This window comes from Thermomonas sp. HDW16, assembly GCF_011302915.1.
GTDB lineage: Bacteria > Pseudomonadota > Gammaproteobacteria > Xanthomonadales > Xanthomonadaceae > Thermomonas.
In genome coordinates, this window is the sequence record NZ_CP049872.1 from 2,046,727 (window position 1) to 2,068,374 (window position 21,648).

Sequence of the window (21,648 nt, forward strand, 5' to 3'; positions counted from 1 at the left end):
CATGTCGTTCCGCTACATTGCCTTGTTGCTGTCGCTACTCGCCACGGCCTGCGCACACCAACCCAGCACGAATGGCGAAGCCGCGCACTGGGCGAACGCCGGGCAACTGGTGCTGGTGACCACCACGGATTGGGATGCGCCGACCGGCACCCTGCGTTACTACGAACGCGCAGGCGATGGCTGGCGGCAGGTCGGGGATGCTTTCGATGTCACCGTCGGCCGCACCGGCACCGCCTGGGGCATCGGCCTGCATGCCGCGCGCAGCGATGGCCCGGTCAAGCGCGAAGGCGATGGCAAGGCGCCGGCCGGCGTGTTCGCCATCGGCACCGCTTTCGGTTACGCGCCCACCGCGACCACCGGCCTGGCCTACCAGGGCATGGGCGTGAACGACTGGTGCATCGACGTGCCGGAATCGAACTACTACAACAAGATCATCGACCGAAGCATGGTCAAGGCGCCCTTCCTCGACAAATCCAGCGAACCGATGCGTCGCGACCTGCATGTTGATGGCGACCAGCGCTACCGCGAGGGCTTCGTGATCGAACACAACGCCGATGGCGCCGTGCGCAATGGCGGCAGCTGCATCTTCGCCCACCTGTGGAAAGCGCCGGGCGAAGCCACCGCCGGTTGCACCGCGATGGCACCCGACAACATGGCGCCGTTGCTTGCCTGGCTGGATGCGCGCAAGCACCCGGTGTTCGTGGAATTGCCGCAGGCGCAGTACCAGCAATTGCGCACGAGCTGGAAACTCCCGGAGGTGAGCCCATGAGCACCACGGCACGCGTCCTCACCGGCCTGGTCGCCGGCATCGTGCTCGGCATCCTGCTGGCGTGGACGGACCCCGCGCTTGCGCACACGGTGGCCAGCATCGTCGAACCCTTCGGCAAGTTGTGGATCAATGCGCTGCAGATGACCGTGGTGCCGCTGGTGCTGTCGCTGGTGATCATCGGCGTCAACCAAGCGACCGACGTCGCCCAGTCCGGCCGGGTCGCGCGCCGCGCCATCATCATCTTCCTGGTGCTGTTGACCGCCGCCGCGGCGATGACTGCGGTGCTGGCACCCTTGGCGTTGTCGATGCTGCAACCCGACCCTGCCGTCGCCGCCGCATTGCGCGGCCACGAAGCCGAACTGCCGCAGACCACCGGCGGTTGGGCGAATGCGCTGACCGCGATCATTCCCAGCAATGCCGTGGGTGCCGCCGCAGCCGGCGCGATGCTGCCGCTGGTGACTTTCGCGCTGTTCTTCGGCTTCGCCCTCACCCGCATCGAACCCACTCGGCGCGCGCAAGTGGTCGGCTTCTTCCAGGCGATCAGCGACGCGATGATCGTGATCGTGCGCTGGGTGCTGTGGGTGGCACCGGTCGGGATCTTCGCGCTGGTGCTGGCGCTGACCGCGCGTTCCGGCATCGGCATGCTGCAGGCGCTGGGCATCTACATCCTGCTCGAATGCGCGCTGTACCTGCTGGCGACGGTGCTGTTGATCGGCTTGGCGGTGATCGCAGGCCGCCAGCGCCTGGGGCATTTCATGTCAGGGCTGGCGCCGGTACAGGCAGTCGCGGCCAGCACGCAGTCCTCTTTGGCCACCTTGCCGGCGATGCTGGAAAGCTCGGAACGCCGGCTCGGCTTCCCGCAATCGGTATCGGGATTGGTGCTGCCGATGGCGGTGTCGCTGTTCCGCATCACCTCGCCGATCCAGTACATCGCCAGCGCCAGCTTCATCGCCTGGGCGATGGGCATCGACCTGACCGCCGCGCAGCTCGCCACCGGCGTTGCCCTGTCGGTGCTGGTCAGCATGGGCTCAGTCGGCCTGCCCGGCCAGGCGATCTTCATCGCCACCAACCTGCCGGTCACGCAGGCGATGGGTCTGCCGATCGCGCCATTGCCGGTGCTAATGGCAGTGGACGCGATCCCGGACGTGCTGGCCACCGTGGGCAATGTCACTGGCGACATGACCGCGAATGCGCTGGTCGCATCGCGCAGCACGGGCAACGAAACGGTTTCAGGCGAGACCACTGCTTGACAGCCTTCGTTGCACTGCAGCACAGTCGAGCCATGTCCCGCCGCCTGACCACCACCACGACCATTACCGGTACCGGTACCACGCCGGTGCGGTCGGTCATGCCTGGATAAGTCTTCCACGTACACCGCCCCGCACTCGAACAGAGACGGGGCGCAGACCCCCTTCCTGACGCGATGCGGGGCTCCACAGGAGCCACGATGAACGCTTTGCCCGCGCGGGACGATTCAGAACCATCCAAACAGCCCGCCGTGCAGTGCCGCGTGCACAAGTTCGGCGGCAGTTCGCTGGCGGATGCCGGGCGCATTCGCCATGTCGCCGGACTGATGCTGGAGTCCGACGATCCACGGCAAGTCGTGGTGGTGTCGGCGATGCAGGGCGTGACCGATGCATTGATCGGCATCGCCAATGCCGCAGCCGAGGGCGCCGACTGGCAACCCGCGTTGGACAGCTTGCAGCAACGACATCTGGATGCCGCAAACGCGCTGCTTGATGCCCCGGTAGAAACGCAAGATTGGCTTGCAACGCAGTTCGCGCAACTGGCCGAACTTCTGCGCGCGGTTGGCCTGCTGCGGCAACCCGGGCGCGCCGCCTTCGAACGCATCCAGGGCATGGGCGAGGTGCTGTCCTCGCGCCTGTTGCAGGCGCACCTGCGCGAACGCGGCGGCGATTACGCCCTGCTGGATGCGCGCGAGGTGCTGGTGGTGCAGCCCGGCGAACTCGGCGTCATCGTCGATTGGGACGCGAGCGCACAGCGACTTTCCGCATGGCGGCAGGCGCACCCACAAACGCGCGCGGTGGCCACCGGCTTCGTCGCCGGCGGCAAGGACGGTCTGCCGACGGTGCTGGGCCGCAACGGCAGCGATTTCTCCGCGGCGATCTTCGCCGCCCTGTTCGATGCCGACGAACTGCACATCTGGTCGGACGTCGATGGCGTGCTGTCCGCCGATCCGCGATTGGTGCCGGAAGCGGTCTCGCTGACCGCGATGAGCTACCAGGAAGCCTGCGAACTGGCCTATTTCGGCGCGAAAGTGATCCATCCACAGACGATGACCCCGGCCATCGCACGCGGCCTGCCGATCCTGATGCGCAATACCTTCAATCCCGATTTCGCGGGCACGCGGATCGATGCCAATGGTGGCGCCGGCGGCCCGGTCAAAGGCCTCACGCTGAACACGGATCTCGCTCTGGTCAGCCTGGAAGGCGCCGGCCTGATCGGCGTGCCCGGCACCGCCGAGCGCGTGTTCGCCGCGTTGCATGCGACACGAATCTCGGTGGTGATGATCTCGCAGGGCTCATCCGAGCATTCGATCTGCTCGGTGGTACGCGAAAACGACGCCTCCGCCGCGCGCGACGTACTGTTGGACGAATTCGCGCGCGAACTCGCTTCCGCACAGGTGCAGGGCGTGCAGGTGGTGCCCGGCATCAGCGTGCTGGCCGCGGTCGGCGACGGCATGGCCGGCACGCCGGGCATCGCCGCGCAGCTGTTCGGCGCGTTGGCGCGGGCACGGGTGAACATCCGTGCGATTGCCCAGGGTGCGTCCGAACGCAACATTTCCGTCGCCATCGCCGCCGAAGACCAGACCCGCGCCCTGCGTGCTGCACACGCCGCGTTCTGGTTGTCGCCGCAGACGGTGGCACTGGCGGTGATCGGCCCGGGCAAGGTCGGCGCCGCCCTGCTCGACCAGCTGCAGGCCGCGTTACCGCGCCTGCGCAGCGAAGCCAATATCGACCTGCGCCTGCGCGCGCTCGCCACCAGCAGCAAGCTGTGGCTGAGCGAGCATCGCGACAGCAAGGACTGGCGCACGCGCATGAATGAAGCCCCCACTGCCACCGATCTGTCCGCCATCGCCAGCCATTTGCTGGACACCCACATGCCGCACGCCGCGATCATCGATTGCAGCGCCAGCAGCGCGGTGGCCGAACACTATCCGCAGTGGTTGGCGGCCGGCATCCACGTGATCACCCCAAACAAGCAGGCCGGCGCGGGCCCGCTGGAACGCTACGAATCCATCCGCGCCGCGCGTGCGCACAGTGGTGCGCGCTTCCGCTACGAAGCCACGGTCGGCGCCGGCCTGCCGGTGATCTCCACCCTGCGCGACCTGCTGGATACCGGCGACGAACTGATCGCCATCGACGGCATCTTCTCCGGCACCCTGGCCTGGCTGTTCAACAAGTTCGACGGCAGCGCGCCGTTCTCCGAACTTGTGCGCGAGGCGCATGCACTGGGCTATACCGAACCCGATCCGCGCGACGACCTGTCCGGCATGGACGTGGCGCGCAAGCTGACCATCCTCGCCCGCGAAGCCGGCATGCCGCTGTCGCTTTCCGATGTCGAAGTGGAAAGCCTGGTGCCGGAGGCCCTGCGCGATGCCGATCGCGACGGCTTCATGGCCGGGCTGGAATCGCTGGACGCGCCAATGCTGCAGCGCCTGCAGGCCGCGCGCGAACGCGGCTGCGTGTTGCGCTACGTGGCGCGCCTGCAAGCCGACGGCAGCGCAAAGGTTGCGTTGCTGGAACTGCCGAACGACCATGCCTTCGCCCACCTGCGACTGACCGACAACTGCGTGCAATTCACCACCCGCCGCTACTGCGACAACCCGTTGATCGTGCAAGGCCCCGGCGCGGGCCCGGAAGTGACCGCGGCCGGCGTGTTCTCCGACTTGCTGCGCCTGTCCGCCGCGTTGGGAGCGCGCTTGTGATTCGTATCGTCAAAGCCTTCTCGCCAGGCTCGGTGGGCAATATCGGCGTCGGCTTCGACATCATCGGCCACAGCATCGCCGGCATCGGCGATACCGCCACGGTGCGCCGCATCGATGAACCGACCGTCCGCATCAGCGCGATCCGCGGTACCGTCACCGACCTGCCACTTGAAGCGGAGTGCAATACCGCCGGCATGGCGTTGATCTCGTTGCGCGACGCGCTGGCCTTGCCGTTCGGCTTCGAGATCGAAATCGACAAGGGCATTCCGCTCGGCTCCGGGCTGGGCGGTTCGGCCGCATCGTGCGTGGCGGCGCTGGTCGCGGCAAACGCATTACTCGATGCGCCACTCTCCGCCGAAGACTTGTATCCGCACGCACTCAACGGCGAAGCCGTCGCCAGCGGCGGCAAGCATGGCGACAACGTCGGGCCGATGCTGCTGGGCGGCCTGGTGCTGGCCACCGCCGAACGCCTGACGAAAATCCATGTGCCAAGCGAGTGGCACGCTGCCGTCGTGCACCCGCATGCGGTGCTGGAAACCCGGCAGGCGCGTGCGGCACTCGCCGGCCATTACGCATTGGGCGAATTCGTCGCGCAGAGTGCACAACTCGCACAGGTGCTGCTGGGCTGCGAGCGCGGCGATGCCTCGCTGGTACGCGCCGGGCTTGATGATTTGCTGGTAGAGCCGCGCCGCGCGCCGCTGATCGTCGGTTTCGACGCGGTGAAGCGCGCAGCACTGGACGCCGGCGCGATGGGCGCCAGCATTTCCGGTGCAGGCCCCAGCGTCTTCGCCTGGTGCGAATCGCGCGCCGACGCCGAACGCGCCGCCACAGGCATGGCTGCTGCATTCGCGCAGGCCGGTTTCGACAGCGACGTGCACCTCACGCCCATCGCCGGCCCGGCTGCGGCGGTGATCGCATGAGGATGTTGAGCACGCGCGGCGTCGCCCCACCCGCTTCGATCAGCGATGCCATCGCCGCCGGCCTCGCGCCGGATGGCGGCCTGTACATGCCTGAATCGCTGCCGACGTTCGCACCAACGGATTTCGATGACGATGCGACGCTGGCGCAAGTCGCCAAGCACCTGCTTCAGCCATTCTTCGCGGGCGATGCGCTGGAACGCGAACTCGACGCGATCTGCGACACCGCCTTCGCCATCGAACCGCCGCTGCGTGCGTTCGGCGAGTCGGGCGACTTCATCCTCGAGCTGTTCCACGGCGCCACCGCCGCATTCAAGGATTACGGCGCGGGCTTCCTGGCGGCGGCGCTGGCCGCACTCCCGCGTGGCAACAAACCGTTGACGATCATTGTGGCGACCTCCGGCGATACCGGCGCCGCGGTCGGTGCCGCCTTCCATCGCAAACCCGGCGTGCGCGTGGCGATCCTGTATCCGGATGGCCGCGTGTCTCCGCGGCAGGCTCACCAGCTGGGTTGCTTCGGCGACAACGTGCGCGCGTTCCGCGTGGCCGGCAGCTTCGACGACTGCCAGCGACTGGTGAAGACCCTGCTGTCCGATGCCGCGTTCAAGCAGGAGGTGCCGCTGGGCTCGGCCAACAGCATCAGCCTGGGCCGGCTGCTGCCGCAGATGGCCTATTACGCGCACGCATCGCTGGCGCATTCGCGCGCCACCGGTCGATCGCTGAATTTCGTGGTGCCCACCGGCAACCTGGGCAATGCGATGGCCTGTTTCCTGGCCCGGCGCATGAGCCTGCCCATCGGCCGCATCGTGCTGGCGAACAATGCCAACGATGTGCTGGCGAAATTCTTCGCAGGTGACGACTACGCGCCGCAATCCAGCCTGTCCACCTTGGCGAATGCGATGGACGTGGGCGCACCGAACAACTTCGAACGCCTGCAATGGCTGGAACCCGACGCCACGGCGTTGCGCACGCAGCTGTCGGCCGAATCGGTGGACGACGACGAGATCCGCGACACCATCGTCGATGCATTCCAGCGCCACGGCGAAACCATCTGCCCGCACACCGCCTGCGCGGTGCGGGTGCTGCAGCGACTGCGCGCGGAGGGCGTGGAGGGCGTGGAGGGCGACTGGGCGGTGGTCTCGACCGCGCATCCGGCCAAGTTCCCGGAGGTGGTGGAACCGCTGATCGGCCGCGAGGTGCCGCTGCCGCCGGCCTTGGCGGCGATGCTGGAACGGCCCAGCCACGCGCAAGCGCTGGCCGATGATGCCGGCGCACTGCGAGCCATATTGCACGATTGACCGGCCATTGGGTGGCCGGTCGCCATCGCTTGCTTCAGGGTGATGCCGCTGACTTTGGCTTGTCCGCATTGGGCGGATTGGAAAATACCGGCGCGGTCAGGCCTTGCAGCGAACGACCGCTGCCGCCTTCGACTTCCAGCACCACCACTTCGTTGCGGCCCGGCTTCAGCCAGACACCGGGGACGTAGAGGGTCTGTTGTGGGCCGATCTGCCAGTAGCGGCCCAGGTGATGGCCGTTGACCCAGACATGGCCCTTGCCGAGTTCGCGCGTGTCCAGGAAGGTGTCGCCGACGTTCTTCAACGCGAAATGGCCACGGCGGAACACCGGTTGCGTGGCCGCCGACGCATCCTTGCGGAATTGCAGTGCGGACAGGTCGTCCAGCGGCAGCGGGTACATCGTCCAATCGTTCAGTTGTTCGTCGCCGATCCGCACCGAGCGGGTGATGCCCTTGTATTCGTCGACCAGCTTGCTGCCGAAATTGATCCGACCCATGTTCTCGACCAGCACATCCAGGGTGGTGCCGGCGGCGATGTCGGTCTCGAAGCCACGCTCGCCGAAGCGGCGATCCAACGTGCCGATGACCTTGCCGTTCGCCATCACCGTGGCGTAGTCGCGTACTTCGTTGATGTCGAGCTTGCCCTTCGCGGCGGCATCCAGGCGCTTGCGGTACAGCACGAAGCCGTAGTTCTGGCCGAGGTCTTCCATGCTGCGCGGGAAGTAATGCGTCTGCGGTTTGCCGAGCCGTGGCAATGCGTCGCGCAGCGTGACCGATTCGGTCAACGCAAACCGCGGCACCGCGATGGGTGATGCGCTTTGCGGAATCTCCGGCAGGGTTTCGCCCGGCGCCAGATGCTTGGCGATGACCTCGCGGAACAAGCGGTACTTCCTGGTGATGCCGCCGGCTTCGTCCAGCGCGCCGTCGTAGTCGTAGCTGGTGGTGTCCGGCTGGTACGGCGTCGACGCGCCTCCGCCATTGGCACCCGGCTGCCAGCCGAAGCTGGTGCCGCCGTGCCACATGTACAGGCTGAAGGAGATGTCGTTGCTCAGCATCCAGTCCAGTGCCTTCGCTTCTTCCTCCGGATCGGTGACGTGGTGCGTTTCGCCCCAATGGTCGAACCAACCCGCCCAGTATTCGCCGACCATGCGCGGGCCACCTGGACGGAATTTCTCGAGTTCCGCGAACGAGTCCTGCGTGTCCTTGAGGCCACCACCGAAGTTGATGACCGCAGTCACGCCCGGCATCGGGCCACCTTCGAAATAGCTGGGGCCGGCACCATCCGCGGTGAACAGCGGGATGTCGAAACCGGCGTCCAGCATTTGCTGCTTGATCGCCTGCATGTAGTCGCGGTCACGACCGAACGATCCGTATTCGTTCTCGACCTGGGCCATCACGATCGGGCCGCCGCGAGTCACCATCAGCGGCGCGAGCTCCTGGCCGACGCGCTGCATGTAGCGCGCACTGGCCGCGATGAAGCGCGAGTCCATGCTGCGCACGCGCAGGCCCGGCGTGCGCAACAACCATGCAGGAAATCCGCCGAAATCCAATTCCGTGCAGATGTACGGCCCCGGGCGCACGATCACGTCCAGGCCTTCCTCGCCGGCGATGCGGACGAATTCGGCGATGTCCAGGTTGCCGCTGAAATCGAACTTGCCGGGCTCGGGTTCGTGCAGGTTCCAGAACACATAGGTCTGGATCGTGTTCAAGCCCATCGCGCGCGCCTTCTGCATGCGATCGCGCCAGTACGCACGCGGCACGCGCGGGTAATGGATCTCGCCGGAACGGATCACGTGCGGCTTGCCGTCGCGCAGGAAGTGCCGGCCTTCGATGGCGAAACTCTGCGGTGCGGCGGCAAGTGCCGGGCCCGATAGCGCCACGGCCAAGAGGATGGCGGTCAACCAACGACGATGCATCGGGCGTTTCTCCTGGCGGATGAGCGCTCAGGAGAATATCGGGACAAGGCCGCGCTGTCGGCAAAGAGCCGTGCGCGATATCTTTCGAAACTGATCGGGATCCGCGCGTATGCGACCGCTGGCCAATCAGCCAGCCCTCTGCGATCTGCTCAGAAGCCCCTGACCCGAGCGGGCATTCCGCCAAGAACGACCGGGCGAATCGCCAATCCGCCGGTCGCATTGGCCGAAAGCGTGACCGGCTGCGATAATTGCGGGCTTGTGGCCCCGTAGCTCAGCTGGATAGAGCGGTCCCCTCCTAAGGGACAGGTCGTGCGTTCGAATCGCGCCGGGGTCACCACCAACACGCCTTTCGTATCTGGAGTTCCCCATGTCGCACCCCGTCCTCACCGCGCTCGGCCTTTCGGCCGTTGAATCCGGCACCTACCTCGGCAATGGCGAATGGTCGAAGACCAGCGATGCCGGCGTGATCGAGCCGATCAATCCGACCACCGGCGAGGTGCTGGGCCGCGTGCATGCGTCCTCCAAGGCCGACTACGACACCATCGTCGAGCGCGCCCAGGCCGCGTTCAAGGTGTGGCGCACCACTCCGGCGCCGCGCCGTGGCGAGGCGATCCGCCTGTGCGCCGATGCGTTGCGCGCGCACAAGGACGCGCTGGGTTCGCTGGTCGCGCTGGAAATGGGCAAGTCCAAGCCGGAAGGCGATGGCGAAGTGCAGGAAATGATCGATATCGGCGAATTCGCCGTGGGCCTGTCGCGCCAGCTGTACGGCCTGACCATGCATTCCGAACGCCCGGGTCACCGCATGTACGAGCAGTGGCACCCGATCGGCATCGTCGGGATCATCAGCGCGTTCAACTTCCCGGTCGCGGTGTGGGCGTGGAACTCGTTCGTCGCGGCGATCTGCGGCGACATCAGCATCTGGAAGCCGTCGCCGAAGACCCCGCTGTCCGCCATCGCCTCGATGAAGATCTGCAACGAAGCGCTGCGCAAGGGCGGCTTCCCGGACATCTTCTTCCTGTTCAACGATGCCGGCACCGAGCTCGCCTCCGAGTTCGTCGACGACAAGCGCATCCCGCTGATCAGCTTCACCGGCAGCACCAAGGTTGGCCGCACGGTCGGCGAGCGTTGCGCGCGCCGCATGGGCCGCAGCCTGCTGGAACTGGGCGGCAACAACGCGATCATCGTCGATGAAACCGCCGACCTGAAGCTGGCGATCCCGGCCATCGCGTTCGGCGCGGTCGGCACCGCCGGCCAGCGCTGCACCACCACCCGCCGCCTGATCGTGCACGAATCCGTCTACGACGACGTGCTGGCCAAGCTGATCGCCGCGTACAAGCAGGTCGAGAAGAAGATCGGCGATCCCACCGACCCGACCAACCTGATGGGCCCGCTCAACAGCAAGGACGGCGTGGACGCCTACCTCGACTCCATCGCCAAGGCCAAGGCCGCGGGCGGCAAGGTCGAGACCGGCGGCGAAGCGATCGACCGCCCGGGCAACTTCGTGTTGCCGGCCATCGTCACCGGCCTGACCAACGATGCCGAGATCGTCCAGCACGAGACCTTCGCGCCGATCCTGTACGTGATGAAGTACCGCGAGCTCGACGAAGCCATCGACATGCAGAACGCCGTGCCGCAGGGCCTGTCGTCCTCGATCTTCACCACCAACCTCAAGCGCGCGGAAGCCTTCCTGGCCGCCAGCGGTTCCGATTGCGGCATCGCCAACGTCAATATCGGCACCAGCGGTGCGGAGATCGGTGGCGCGTTCGGTGGCGAGAAGGAAACCGGCGGTGGCCGCGAATCCGGCTCCGATGCGTGGAAGGCCTATATGCGCCGGCAAACCAATACCATCAACTACTCCGACGCACTGCCGCTGGCGCAGGGCATCAAGTTCGACCTGTAACCAGTAACCCATCGATGAACGCCAACATTCGACAGACCAGCACGCTTGCGATCCTCAGCCTGATTTCCGGCGTGCTCGGCTGGAGCCTGCTGCCCTTCCTGGGCAGCATCGGCGCGGTCATCCTCGGCCACCTGGCGCGCAGTGAAATCCGTCGTGAGCCAGACCGCCTGGATGGCGATGGCCTGGCGGTCGCCGGGCTGGTACTGGGCTACCTGTCGATCGCACTCGGGGTGCTGTTCGTGGCTGCGATCTTCCTGTTCTTCGGCGGACTGGTCTGGTTCGCGGCGATGTTCGGGCAGTAACCGGGACACTGACGGCTTGTACGGACTCGCCCGCCCCTTCCTGTTCGCCTTCGATGCCGAGCGCGCGCACGGCCTCGGCCTGGCGTCGATGGAGGCTGCCTACCGCAGCGGCCTGAACCCGCTGCTGGCAACCACGCCCAAGCCGTTGCCGACCAAGGCATTCGGGCTGACTTTCCAGAACCCGGTCGGCCTTGCCGCCGGGCTGGACAAGAACGGCGCGCATATCGATGCCTTGATGGCATTGGGCTTCGGCTTCATCGAGATCGGCACCACTACCCCGCGCCCGCAACCCGGCAACCCGAAGCCACGCATGTTCCGCCTGCCGGAGCAGCAAGCGGTCATCAATCGCCTGGGCTTCAACAACGAGGGCGTGGACGCGCTGGTACGCAATGTCGAACGCGCGCGTCGCGACCGCGCCCTGCTCGGCATCAATATCGGCAAGAACAAGGACACGCCGAACGAATCGGCGGAATCCGATTACCTGTTCTGCCTGGAACGCGTGTATCCGTTGGCCGACTACATCACGGTGAACATCTCATCGCCGAACACTGCCGGCCTGCGCGAGTTGCAGGAAGAGCAGGCGCTGCGACGGCTAGTCGGCACTCTGCGCGAAGCGCAGGAAAAATTCGGTGCACAGCACGGCAAGCGGGTGCCGATGCTGGTGAAGATCGCGCCCGACCTCAGCGAAAGCGACATCGAGGCCGCCGGCCGCGTGCTCGGTGACCTTGGCGTCGATGGCGTGATCGCCGGCAATACCACCATTGCCCGCGAAGGCGTGGAAGGCGCGCGTTTCGCCGATGAAGTCGGCGGCCTGTCCGGCGCACCATTGATGGGCAAGTCCACCGCGGTGCTGCGCATGCTGCGCACGCGCCTGCCGGAAGCGATCCCGCTGATCGGCGTAGGCGGCATCCTGCATGGCGCCGATGCCGCGACCAAGCAGGCCGCTGGCGCGAGCCTGGTGCAGATGTATACCGGCTTGATCTATCGCGGTCCTGCGCTGATCGGCGAGTGCGTAGAAGCGCTGCGCCGCCGCAAGGAAGCACCGAGCCGCGGGACCTTGCCGCCCGGATGAGCGGCACCTACCGCATCGTGGAGAATGCGCGCCTCGACGCGCGCAATACCTTCGGCGTACCCGCCGTCGCACCGATGCTGGTCGAAGTGGCGGATGTCGCCGCGCTGCCGGAACTGTTCGGTTACGCCATGCTGCGCGACGGCCCGGTGCTGGTGCTCGGTGGCGGCAGCAACCTGCTGTTCGCAGGCGACCTACCCGGTGCAGCGCTGTCGCTGACCGCACAGCGCATCGAGACCATCGAAGACGATGGAAACATCGCCATCGTCCGCGCCGATGCCGGCGTGGTCTGGCACGACTTCGTGCTGTGGACGCTGGGCCATGGCCTGTGCGGCCTCGAGAATCTTTCGTTGATCCCGGGCACCGTTGGCGCCGCGCCGATCCAGAACATCGGCGCTTACGGCGTTGAAGTGCGCGATCACATCCATGCCGTTAAGGCCTTCGACCGTCGCAACGGCGGCTTCGTGCGCTTCGATGCCGCCGACTGCGCCTTCGCCTACCGCGATTCGCTGTTCAAGCACGATCCGGAACGCTACATCGTCACTGCGGTGGAATTCGCGCTATCGCGCACGCCGGCACTGAAGCTGGACTACGCCGGCATCGGCGAGGAATTGCAGGCGATGGGAATCGACGGCACGCCGCGCGCCTCGCAAGTGGCCGAAGCCGTCATCCGCATCCGCCAACGCAAGTTGCCTGATCCGGCGCTGCTGGGCAATGCCGGCAGTTTCTTCAAGAACCCCATCGTGCCGATGGCGCAAGCCGAAGCACTATTCGCCGATAACGCCAAGATGCCGATGTTCCGCGGCAGTAGCGACGACACCCGAAAACTGTCGGCAGCTTGGCTGATCGACCAATGCGGCTGGAAGGGCCATCGCGAAGGCGATGCCGGCGTCTCCGACGCGCATGCGCTGGTGCTGGTCAACCATGGCCAAGCCACGGGCGCGCAATTGCTGGACCTGGCCCGCCGCATCGCCGCTTCGGTGCAGCAGCGCTTCGGCGTGGCGATCGAACCAGAGCCGCGCATCATTGGCGCCACCTGGTGAGCATCCACCCATCGTGAATACCCAACTGCGCGCTGCCCTGCTGATGCTGGCCAGCACGGTCGGTTTCGGCCTGATGGCGATCTGCATCCGCCTGGCTTCGCAAACCGAACCGACCTGGGAAGTGGCGTTCTTCCGCAATGCCTTCGGCTTCCTCTCGTTGCTGCCGATCCTGCTGTGGCCGGTGTTGCGCCAGGGCGACCGCCCGCTAGCGCGCTTCGCGCAAAGCGTGCGTACCACCCAGTTCCCCCGCTACATCGTGCGCTGCGCGATCGGCATCGTGAGCATGTATTGCGGGTTCTGGGCGATCGGCCACCTGCCGCTGTCGCAGGCGATTTCGCTGGCGTATTCCTCGCCGATCTTCATCACGATCGCCGCCGCGCTGTGGCTGGGCGAGCGCGTACGCCTGCGTCGCTGGCTGGCAGTGGCGGCCGGTTTCATCGGCGTACTGGTGATCGTGCAGCCGTGGTCGCATGCGTTCACGCAAGGCACCCTGGTCGCGGTGGGCGCGGCGATGATGAACGCGCTGGTCGCGATCCAGATCAAGCAGCTCTCGCGCGTGGACAAGGCCGACACCATCGTGTTCTGGACCTACGTGCTGTGGGTGCCGATGTCGCTGCTGCCTGCGCTGTTCGTCTGGCATCCGCCGCAGGGCATCACCTGGCTGTGGCTGGTGCTGTCCGGCGTGCTGGGCACGGCCGGCCAACTGCTGTGGACGCGCGCGCTCAAGTTGGGCGAAGTGTCGGCATTGACCCCGATCAGCTTCGTGCAGCTACCCATCGTGACCCTGGCCGGCTGGTTGTTGTTCTCCGAGAAGATCGACGGCGCAACACTGCTGGGGGCGGCGATCATCCTCTCCGCCACTTTCTACATCGCGCATCGCGAAGCGCGGCTCGCGCGACAAGCCGCTTCGCAGGCACCGAGCGAAGCCGCCAAACCCGGCGAGTGAATCAGCCCGTGGCGGCCCGCCAAGGGCGTTCGCCATGGGCAAACACCAGCAGGTAGACGAACACCACCCATGCGGTGGCAGCGGCCCAACCGGCCAGGATGTCCGACGGGTAATGCACGCCGAGGTACACGCGCGACAAACCGACCGTCACCGCGAACAACACCGCCGGCACTGCGACCCACCAGCGCCAACGCGTGCGCCAGGCCAGCAATACCAATACCACCGCCAGCGTCATCGAGCCCATCGCATGGCCGCTGGGAAAACTGAAGGTGCTCTCCGGCGCGATCGACTCCCAGAGCGATGGCCGCTCGCGCGCGAAGAACCGCTTTGCGCCGAGGTTAAGCAAGGCCGAGCCCACCAACGCCGTCCCAGCGAACAGGCCCTCGCGACGCTTGCGCAACGCGGCCAGCACCAACACCAGCGCGATGTCGAACGGCACCACCCCCCATTCGTAACCGAGCTTCGAAGACAGCAGGAACAACCGATCCCATCCATGGCTGGCCAGGTCGTGGGCCAGCCGGAGCAAGGGTTCGTCGAAAAAGAAGGCCTCGCCGTCGTGCAGTTCCTCGGCAAGCGCGCCGAATCCCCACAACGGCAGCAGCACGCCGACGAAGGCCAGCAGCAAGCGCTTCCAGCGACGCCACAGGAAGTCGATGCCGAAGCGTGCGTCGTCGACCAGCTCAGCCGGCGTGGGAGCCGGTGCGCCCGTATTTTTTTTCGACATAACCATCGATCAGGGCAACGAATTCTGCCGCGATGTTCTCACCCCGCAGGGTGACGGACTTTTCACCGTCGATGAACACCGGCGCCGCCGGCGCTTCGCCCGTCCCCGGCAAGGAGATGCCGATGTTCGCGTGGCGCGATTCGCCCGGCCCGTTCACCACGCAACCCATCACCGCCAGCGTCATGTTCTCCGCGCCCGGATGGCTGATCTTCCATTCCGGCATCTTGCCGCGCACATGCTCCTGCACCACCTTCGCCAGTTCCTGGAAGAACTCGCTGGTGGTACGGCCGCAACCAGGACAGGCGGTGACCATCGGCGTGAACGCGCGCAGGCCCATGGTCTGCAACAACTCCTGCGCCACGATCACTTCCTGCGTACGCGATGCGCCCGGATCCGGTGTCAGCGAGATGCGGATGGTGTCGCCGATGCCTTCCTGCAACAGCACGCCCAACGCAGCACAGGAGGCGACGATGCCCTTGCTGCCGATACCGGCTTCGGTCAGGCCCAGGTGCAAGGCGAAATCGCTGCGCATCGCAAGATCGCGATAGACCGCGATCAGTTCCTGCACGCCACTGACCTTGGCGCTGAGCACGATGCGCTCGCGCGGCAGGCCGATCTCCACTGCCCGTTCGGCGGAGTCGATGGCGGAACGGATCAGCGCCTCGCGCAGCACGCGGCCGGCATCCCAAGGTTCGGCACGCTCGTGGTTTTCGTCCATCAGGCGTGCCGCCAGCGACTGGTCCAGCGAACCCCAGTTGGCGCCGATGCGCACCGGCTTGTCGTAGCGAATGGCGAACTCGATCAACTCCGCGAATTGCGTATCGCGCTTCTTGCCGAAGCCGACATTGCCCGGGTTGATCCGGTACTTCGCCAACGCTTCGGCGCACGCCGGCTCGTTCGCCAGCAATGTATGGCCGTTGTAGTGGAAGTCGCCGATGATCGGTACACGAATACCCATCATGTCGAGCTTCTCGACGATGCGCGGCACGGCGGCGGCGGATTCGGCATTGTTCACCGTGACCCGCACCAGTTCGGAGCCGGCGCGCCACAATTCGGCCACCTGCTTCACGGTGGAAGCGACATCGGCGGTGTCGGTATTGGTCATCGACTGCACCACCACAGGCGCCGAACCGCCGACCTTCACCCCGCCGATCTCGACCTGGCGGGTGTTGCGGCGCTGGTCCGGGCCGAAGCGGCCGGCATCGTGGCAGGGTTTGGTATCGCTGGCTGTGCTCATGCCGTCATTTTAGCCGTGAGTGTAGGGACGGCGTGACCGCCGGGTATTTGCGAAGCGACATTTCGAGTCGCGTAGCGAATACCCTGCGGTCACGCCGCACGGTAAACCAATGACTGGCCGCGAACACGATGCCGGGTATCCTGCCCGCATGGCGCATAACGACCCCATCCTCACCCCCAGCCAGCTGAACACCCTGGCCCGCGACCTGCTGGAAGACACCTTCCCGCTGGTGCTGGTGGAAGGCGAAATCGGCAACCTGTCGCGGCCGGCCTCCGGGCACATGTACTTCACCCTCAAGGACGCGCGCGCGCAGGTGCGCTGCGCCCTGTTCAAGCCCAAGAGTCAGTGGCTGAAGTTCGCCCCGCGCGAAGGTCTGAAAGTACTCGCACGCGGCCGGCTGACCCTGTACGAAGCGCGCGGCGACTACCAGTTGGTGTGCGATGCGCTGGAGGAAGCCGGTGAAGGCGCGCTGCGCCGCGCGTTCGAAGAGTTGAAGGCGAAGCTGACTGCGGAAGGCTTGTTCGATGCCGAACGCAAGCGCACCCTGCCCACCTTCGTGCGCCGGCTGGCGGTCATCACCTCGCCCTCCGGAGCGGTGATCCGCGACATCGTCAGCGTGTTGCGCCGGCGTTTCCCGCTGGTCGAGATCGACCTGTTGCCGGTGCCGGTGCAGGGTGAAGGCGCGGCCGCGCAGATCCGCGCGATGCTGCAGTGCGCGGATGCCAGCGGCCGCTACGACGCGATCTTGCTCGCCCGTGGCGGCGGTTCGCTGGAAGACCTGTGGGCTTTCAACGACGAAGCGCTCGCGCGCGCGATTGCCGCCGCGCATACGCCGGTGGTCTCCGCCATCGGTCACGAAACCGATTTTTCGCTCAGCGATTTCGCCGCCGACCTGCGCGCACCCACGCCATCTGCCGCCGCCGAACTGCTGGTGCCGGATGCCGCCACGCTGTCGGCACGCCTGCAGCAGCTGCATCGGCAACTGCAGAACACGCAGGCTAACGGGATGCGACAGCGCATGCAGCGCGTGGATCGTGCCTTCCTGCGCCTGCAGGCACTGCGTCCACAGGCGCGACTGGAGGCACTCGCACAACGCGCGCATCAGTCACGCGGACGCCTGGAACAGGCGATGCAACGCCGGCTGGAGCGCGAACGCGCCACCCTGCGCCATGCCGATGCGATCCTGCGCGCCACCCATCCGCAGCGGCGTTTGCAACTGCTGCGCGAACGGCTCGATGCCCTGCGCGACCGTCCACGCGCCCTGCTCGCGCAACGCCTGCAGCGCGAGGCCCTGCACCTGCGCGGACTCGCCCGTTCGCTGCACGCCATCAGCCCATTGGCCACGGTCGCGCGCGGTTACAGCATTCTCCAGCACGACGATGGCCGCATCGTGCGCAGCGTGGACGATGTCGCCATCGATGAAGCGATCGACGCGCGCCTGCACGACGGTCAGCTGCGCCTGCGCGTGGAAGGCCAGGACAAGGAGCCCGCCGCATGAAGACGTATCCCTATTACATCGCCAATCGCCCGCTGCAACCGAATGCAGACCTCGAAGTGCGCGACAAGTACAGCGGCGAAGTGGCCGCTCGCGTGGCCTATGGCGATGCCGCCGCGATCGACAGCACCATCGCCGCCACCCATGCCGCGCGCGAAGCGATGGCCGCATTCCCACCGGATGCACGCCGCGACGTGTTGGAACATTGCGTGCGACGCTTCGGTGAACGCAGCGATGAACTGGCGCTGGCCCTGTGCATCGAGGCCGGCAAGCCGATCCGCGATGCGCGCGGTGAAGTCACCCGGTTGATCGACACCTTCCGTATCGCCGCCGGCGAAGCCACCCGCATCGATGGCGAAGTGCTGGAACTGGGCATCTCGCCGCGCACCCGCGGCTATCGCGGCATGACCAAGCGCGTGCCGATCGGCGCCTGCAGCTTCATCACCCCGTTCAACTTCCCGCTCAACCTGGTGGCGCACAAAGTCGCACCCGCCATCGCCGCCGGCTGTCCGTTCGTGCTCAAGCCTGCCGCGAAAACCCCGCTGGGCGCGCTGATCATCGGCGAAGTACTGGCCGAAACCGACCTGCCGCCCGGCGCGTTCTCGATCCTGCCCTGCAGCAACGAGGACGCTGCCGCGCTGACCGAAGACCCGCGCATCGCCCTGCTCAGTTTCACCGGTGGCCTGGTCGGCTGGGAACTGAAGGCCCGCGCCGGCCACAAGAAAGTCACCCTGGAACTCGGCGGCAATGCCGCCTGCATCGTCGATGCCGATCCCGGCAAGCCGCTGGGCGAAGTAATCGAGCGGCTGGTGTTCGGCGCCTATTACCAGAGCGGGCAAAGCTGCATCAGCGTGCAGCGGATCCTGGTTCATCGCTCGCAATTGCAGGCGGTGAGCGAGGCGATGGCCGATGCCGTGCGTGCGTTGAAAACCGGCGATCCCCGTGATGAAACCACCTTCATCGGCCCGGTGATCGATGAAGCCGCCGCTCAGCGCATCGACGGCTGGATCGATGCCGCCATCGCCGGCGGTGCCAAGGTGCTCGTGCGCGGCCAGCGCAGCGGCAACATGCTGCCCGCCGCATTGCTTCAAGACGTCCCGCACGATGCCGACCTGTATCGCAAGGAAGCCTTCGGCCCGGTCGCCTGCATCGAGGCGTTCGATGATTTCGATGCCGCCCTCGACCGCGTCAACGACAGCGATTTCGGCCTGCAGGCCGGCGTGTTTACCGGCGATCTCGCCCATGCGATGCGCGCCTGGGATCGGCTCGAAGTCGGTGGCGTGATCGTCGGCGACGTACCCAGCTTCCGCGTGGACAACATGCCTTACGGCGGGGTGAAATCGTCGGGGCTGGGCCGCGAAGGCGTGCGCTGGGCGATCGCCGACATGACCGAGGAACGGCTACTGGTGATCCGCGACCGGTGATCCGCAGCTAGACCTGCTTCGGTTGCGGCCGGCCGTACAGGAAGCCTTGTGCGTAGGTGCAGCCGAGTTCCATCAGGCGTTCGCGCTGGGCGATGGTCTCCACGCCTTCGGCGATGATGTCGATGCCGAGGCTTCCGGCCAGGGCCACGATCGCGCGGATCACCGCCACGCTTTCCGCGCGTGCATCGCCGTTGAGGTCGGCGACGAAGCTGCGGTCGATCTTGAGCGCGGCGATCGGGAACCGGTGCAGGTAGGACAGCGCCGAGAATCCGGTGCCGAAATCGTCCAGTTGCGCCCGCACGCCACGCTCGCGCAGCAGGTTCAGGGTCTGGCTGATGCGCGGGGCATCGTCCAGCAGGGCCACCTCCGTGATCTCGATCCGCAGCCGCGATGGCGGAACCCCTGCCTCGTCCAGCAGGCGGAGCAGGCGGTCGGCGAAATCCGGCGAGCGGAAATGCCTGGGGGACACGTTGATGGAGACGTTCGCATCCCCGGTGCAACCGGACATGTCGGCGATCACCCGCGCATACATCAGCCAATCGACTTGTTCGATCAAACCGCTGTCCTCGCCCACGTCGAGGAACTCGCCGGGCGACAGCAAGCCACGTTGTTCGTGGCGCCAGCGCAGCAGGGCTTCGTATCCGACGATCGCGGCATCGGCCATGCGCACGATGGGCTGGTAATGCGGTTCGAACGCATCGCTGTTGATCGCGCGGCGCAAGTCCGCCTCCAGGTCGAGCGTGCGCATGGCTTCCTCGCGCATCGCCTCGTCGAACAGCGCGCAACGGTCGCGGCCCTCGCTCTTGGCGCGGTACATCGCCGCGTCGGCGTCGCGCAGCATTTCCTCGCCGTTGGCGTAGCGCGGATGCCACATCGCAATGCCGATGCTGGCGGTGGGGAACAGTTCGCGGCCCGCGATCCAGATCGGTGCACCGAGCGCAGCCAGCACGCGCAGCCCCAGCTCTTCCGCCATCGCCGGGCCCTCCAGGCCTTCGGCGAGGATCGCGTACTCGTCGCCACCCAGCCGCGAGACCACGTCGTTGCCGCGCACGGTGCCGACGATGCGGCGCCCGGCCTCGACCAGCAATTCGTCGCCGACCGCATGACCCACGCTGTCATTGACCAGCTTGAAGCGGTCAAGATCAAGGAACAGCACGGCGAAACAGGCGTTCTCATCGTCGCGCGCGGTGGCGATCGCCCGCGCCAGTCGCTCCAGCAACTGCACCCGGTTAGGCAAGCCGGTCAGCGCATCATGGGTGGCTTGGTAGGTCAGCTTGCGCTCGGCGCGCATGCGCTCGCCCATCTGTTCGACCAGCTCGGCGTTCGCCTCGGCCAGTTCGTGGGTGCGCTCGCCGACCCGTTGTTCCAGCCCGGCGTGCGCCTGCATCAGCTTGTCCTGCGCCTGCTTGCGGGCCAGGCCGCTGCCGATGTGATAGGCGACAAAGGTGAGCAGCTCCAGGTCGCGATTGCTGAAACCGATATCCGCGAAGTAGCTCTGTACGGCGATCACGCCGACCACCCGTTCGTCGTTCAGTAGCGGCACGCCGAGCCAGCAATGCGCCAGCGAGCCGATGCTGCGCACCTTGCCGGCCGCCTCCAGCTGGGCGATGCGTGGGCGATCCGCCAGCAACGCCTTGCCGCTGCGCAGCACGTACTCGGTCAGCCCCTTGGCGACCTTGCGCCGGCGGTTGATGGTGTCGCGTTCGTCGACCGAGTACGGGAACTCCAGCATGCTGCCGTCTTCGGACAGCATGGCGATGTAGAAATTGCGGGCGAACAGCAGGCCGCCCACCACCTTGTGGATTTCCGCGTAGAAGCGCTCGAGGCTCTCGCTGGTCATCGACAGCTCGGCGATGCGGAACAACGCGCGCTGCAGTTCCTGCGAACGCTGGCGCTCCAGCACCTCGGCCTGCAGGTCGGCATTGGCCTGCTTGAGCTCGCGGGTGCGTTCCTCGACCCGGTGTTCCAGCTGCTCGCGCGCATGATGTCGGTCGAGCGCGGTCAGGATGTGCTGCGCCACGTAGGCCAGCAGCACGCGCTCTTCCTCGCTGTACAGGTCCGGATGTTCGTAGCTCTGCACCACGATGCCGCCGACCACGCGGTTCTCGCGCAGCATCGGCACGCCCATCCAGTCGGCGCTGTCCGGGCCGTTGGTGGCGTCCCAGGCGATGCCGAGATGCTCGCGCAATTCGCTCGACGGCCCGCGCATCGCGGTGCCGCTGCGCAACATGGCCACGGTCAGGTTGGCCTCGGCCTGGTCGAAGTCGAGCTCGGCATCCGGATCGTTGACATAGGGATCCAGCTGGTCGACGAAGTACAGGAAGCGCATTTTCTGCCGGTTTTCGTCGTACAGGACGATGTAGAAATTCTCGGCATACATCAGCTCGCCGACGATCCCGTGGATGCGTCGCAACATCTCCTGCATGTCCAGCGTGCCGCCGGCAAGGTCGGCGATCTCGTACAACGCCAGCTGCAGGCGCTCGTTGCGGCGCAGGGATTCGATGCGTTGTTCGGCCACGTCCAGCTGGCGCAGTAACTCGTCCCGGCCGAGTCCTTCACGGCGGGATCGCGCGTCTTCGGTGCCCTGCGCAAACTGCACGATACGTCCCCCGTTCATGGACGTGAGGATACTTCTAACTACGCGTTAGTGGGCAAGCTCCGGC

The 21,648-nt window shown here is 66.3% G+C and carries 16 protein-coding genes and 1 tRNA gene; 13 read left to right on the top strand and 4 right to left on the bottom strand.

The window, feature by feature from the left end; translation table 11 throughout:
* The first annotated feature begins 1 nt into the window (after nt 1).
* The 5 genes from G7079_RS09500 (at nt 2) to thrC (ending at nt 6,933) form a co-directional block, all read left to right on the top strand.
* Entirely contained in the window at nt 2-769 is a 768-nt protein-coding gene (locus tag G7079_RS09500) for a L,D-transpeptidase family protein (protein WP_240906160.1), read from the top strand.
* A complete protein-coding gene (locus tag G7079_RS09505; protein WP_166057080.1) occupies nt 766-2,019 on the top strand; it encodes a dicarboxylate/amino acid:cation symporter in 1,254 nt (417 codons plus the stop codon). Before G7079_RS09500 ends, G7079_RS09505 begins: the two co-directional genes overlap by 4 nt.
* A 260-nt stretch (nt 2,020-2,279) precedes the next feature.
* Nucleotides 2,280-4,718, top strand: coding sequence for a bifunctional aspartate kinase/homoserine dehydrogenase I (gene thrA / locus G7079_RS09510; RefSeq protein ID WP_240906283.1), 2,439 nt, complete (start codon nt 2,280-2,282; stop codon nt 4,716-4,718).
* Complete coding sequence (locus tag G7079_RS09515) at nt 4,715-5,638, top strand: homoserine kinase (RefSeq protein ID WP_240906161.1); 924 nt, start codon at nt 4,715-4,717, stop codon at nt 5,636-5,638. Before thrA ends, G7079_RS09515 begins: the two co-directional genes overlap by 4 nt.
* Complete coding sequence (thrC, locus tag G7079_RS09520; protein ID WP_166057082.1) at nt 5,635-6,933, top strand: threonine synthase; 1,299 nt, start codon at nt 5,635-5,637, stop codon at nt 6,931-6,933. The genes G7079_RS09515 and thrC overlap by 4 nt, the downstream gene beginning before the upstream one ends.
* A 34-nt stretch (nt 6,934-6,967) precedes the next feature.
* On the opposite strand, the gene G7079_RS09525 is transcribed toward thrC, so the two are convergent.
* Nucleotides 6,968-8,845 (bottom strand): beta-galactosidase family protein, encoded by a 1,878-nt coding sequence (locus G7079_RS09525; RefSeq protein WP_166057083.1) that lies wholly within the window; start codon nt 8,843-8,845, stop codon nt 6,968-6,970.
* A 260-nt stretch (nt 8,846-9,105) separates the two neighbouring features.
* Between G7079_RS09525 and G7079_RS09530 the strand changes: the two genes are divergently transcribed.
* The 6 genes from G7079_RS09530 (at nt 9,106) to G7079_RS09555 (ending at nt 14,105) form a co-directional block, all read left to right on the top strand.
* Nucleotides 9,106-9,182, top strand: a tRNA-Arg gene (locus G7079_RS09530).
* Nucleotides 9,183-9,212: 30 nt separating this feature from the next.
* Nucleotides 9,213-10,745 carry an aldehyde dehydrogenase family protein gene (locus G7079_RS09535; RefSeq protein ID WP_166057084.1) on the top strand — a complete coding sequence of 511 codons (1,533 nt, stop codon included), beginning with the start codon at nt 9,213-9,215 and terminating at the stop codon, nt 10,743-10,745.
* Nucleotides 10,746-10,759: 14 nt separating this feature from the next.
* On the top strand, nt 10,760-11,047 hold the full coding sequence (locus tag G7079_RS09540; RefSeq protein ID WP_166057085.1) for a DUF4190 domain-containing protein: 288 nt from the start codon (nt 10,760-10,762) through the stop codon (nt 11,045-11,047).
* A gap of 16 nt (nt 11,048-11,063) precedes the next feature.
* A complete protein-coding gene (locus G7079_RS09545; protein ID WP_166057086.1) occupies nt 11,064-12,119 on the top strand; it encodes a quinone-dependent dihydroorotate dehydrogenase in 1,056 nt (351 codons plus the stop codon).
* On the top strand, nt 12,116-13,159 hold the full coding sequence (gene murB / locus G7079_RS09550; protein ID WP_166057087.1) for a UDP-N-acetylmuramate dehydrogenase: 1,044 nt from the start codon (nt 12,116-12,118) through the stop codon (nt 13,157-13,159). Before G7079_RS09545 ends, murB begins: the two co-directional genes overlap by 4 nt.
* Before the next feature lie 10 nt (nt 13,160-13,169).
* Nucleotides 13,170-14,105 (top strand): DMT family transporter, encoded by a 936-nt coding sequence (locus tag G7079_RS09555; protein WP_255453196.1) that lies wholly within the window; start codon nt 13,170-13,172, stop codon nt 14,103-14,105.
* 1 nt (nt 14,106) lies between these two features.
* On the opposite strand, the gene G7079_RS09560 is transcribed toward G7079_RS09555, so the two are convergent.
* Both G7079_RS09560 and ispG read right to left on the bottom strand, forming a co-directional pair.
* Nucleotides 14,107-14,829: a phosphatase PAP2 family protein gene (locus tag G7079_RS09560; protein ID WP_166057088.1), complete on the bottom strand. Its 723-nt coding sequence runs from the start codon at nt 14,827-14,829 to the stop codon at nt 14,107-14,109.
* Nucleotides 14,786-16,066 carry a flavodoxin-dependent (E)-4-hydroxy-3-methylbut-2-enyl-diphosphate synthase gene (gene ispG, locus G7079_RS09565; protein WP_166057089.1) on the bottom strand — a complete coding sequence of 427 codons (1,281 nt, stop codon included), beginning with the start codon at nt 16,064-16,066 and terminating at the stop codon, nt 14,786-14,788. Before ispG ends, G7079_RS09560 begins: the two co-directional genes overlap by 44 nt.
* Before the next feature lie 148 nt (nt 16,067-16,214).
* On the opposite strand from ispG, the gene xseA reads away from it, so the two are divergent.
* Both xseA and G7079_RS09575 read left to right on the top strand, forming a co-directional pair.
* Complete coding sequence (gene xseA / locus G7079_RS09570) at nt 16,215-17,564, top strand: exodeoxyribonuclease VII large subunit (protein WP_166057090.1); 1,350 nt, start codon at nt 16,215-16,217, stop codon at nt 17,562-17,564.
* Entirely contained in the window at nt 17,561-18,985 is a 1,425-nt protein-coding gene (locus tag G7079_RS09575; protein WP_166057091.1) for an aldehyde dehydrogenase family protein, read from the top strand. The genes xseA and G7079_RS09575 overlap by 4 nt, the downstream gene beginning before the upstream one ends.
* A 7-nt stretch (nt 18,986-18,992) precedes the next feature.
* On the opposite strand, the gene G7079_RS09580 is transcribed toward G7079_RS09575, so the two are convergent.
* Entirely contained in the window at nt 18,993-21,602 is a 2,610-nt protein-coding gene (locus G7079_RS09580; protein WP_166057092.1) for an EAL domain-containing protein, read from the bottom strand.
* Nucleotides 21,603-21,648 lie beyond the last annotated feature (46 nt).

Coding starts and splice junctions, on each gene's coding strand:
- G7079_RS09535 (WP_166057084.1), top strand. CDS start 9,213: ATGTCGCACCCCGTCCTCACCGCGCTCGGCCTTTCGGCCGTTGAATCC.
- thrC (WP_166057082.1), top strand. CDS start 5,635: ATGAGGATGTTGAGCACGCGCGGCGTCGCCCCACCCGCTTCGATCAGC.
- G7079_RS09580 (WP_166057092.1), bottom strand. CDS start 21,602: ATGAACGGGGGACGTATCGTGCAGTTTGCGCAGGGCACCGAAGACGCG.
- G7079_RS09575 (WP_166057091.1), top strand. CDS start 17,561: ATGAAGACGTATCCCTATTACATCGCCAATCGCCCGCTGCAACCGAAT.
- ispG (WP_166057089.1), bottom strand. CDS start 16,066: ATGAGCACAGCCAGCGATACCAAACCCTGCCACGATGCCGGCCGCTTC.
- G7079_RS09505 (WP_166057080.1), top strand. CDS start 766: ATGAGCACCACGGCACGCGTCCTCACCGGCCTGGTCGCCGGCATCGTG.
- murB (WP_166057087.1), top strand. CDS start 12,116: ATGAGCGGCACCTACCGCATCGTGGAGAATGCGCGCCTCGACGCGCGC.
- xseA (WP_166057090.1), top strand. CDS start 16,215: ATGGCGCATAACGACCCCATCCTCACCCCCAGCCAGCTGAACACCCTG.
- G7079_RS09540 (WP_166057085.1), top strand. CDS start 10,760: ATGAACGCCAACATTCGACAGACCAGCACGCTTGCGATCCTCAGCCTG.
- G7079_RS09525 (WP_166057083.1), bottom strand. CDS start 8,845: ATGCATCGTCGTTGGTTGACCGCCATCCTCTTGGCCGTGGCGCTATCG.
- G7079_RS09560 (WP_166057088.1), bottom strand. CDS start 14,829: ATGTCGAAAAAAAATACGGGCGCACCGGCTCCCACGCCGGCTGAGCTG.
- G7079_RS09500 (WP_240906160.1), top strand. CDS start 2: ATGTCGTTCCGCTACATTGCCTTGTTGCTGTCGCTACTCGCCACGGCC.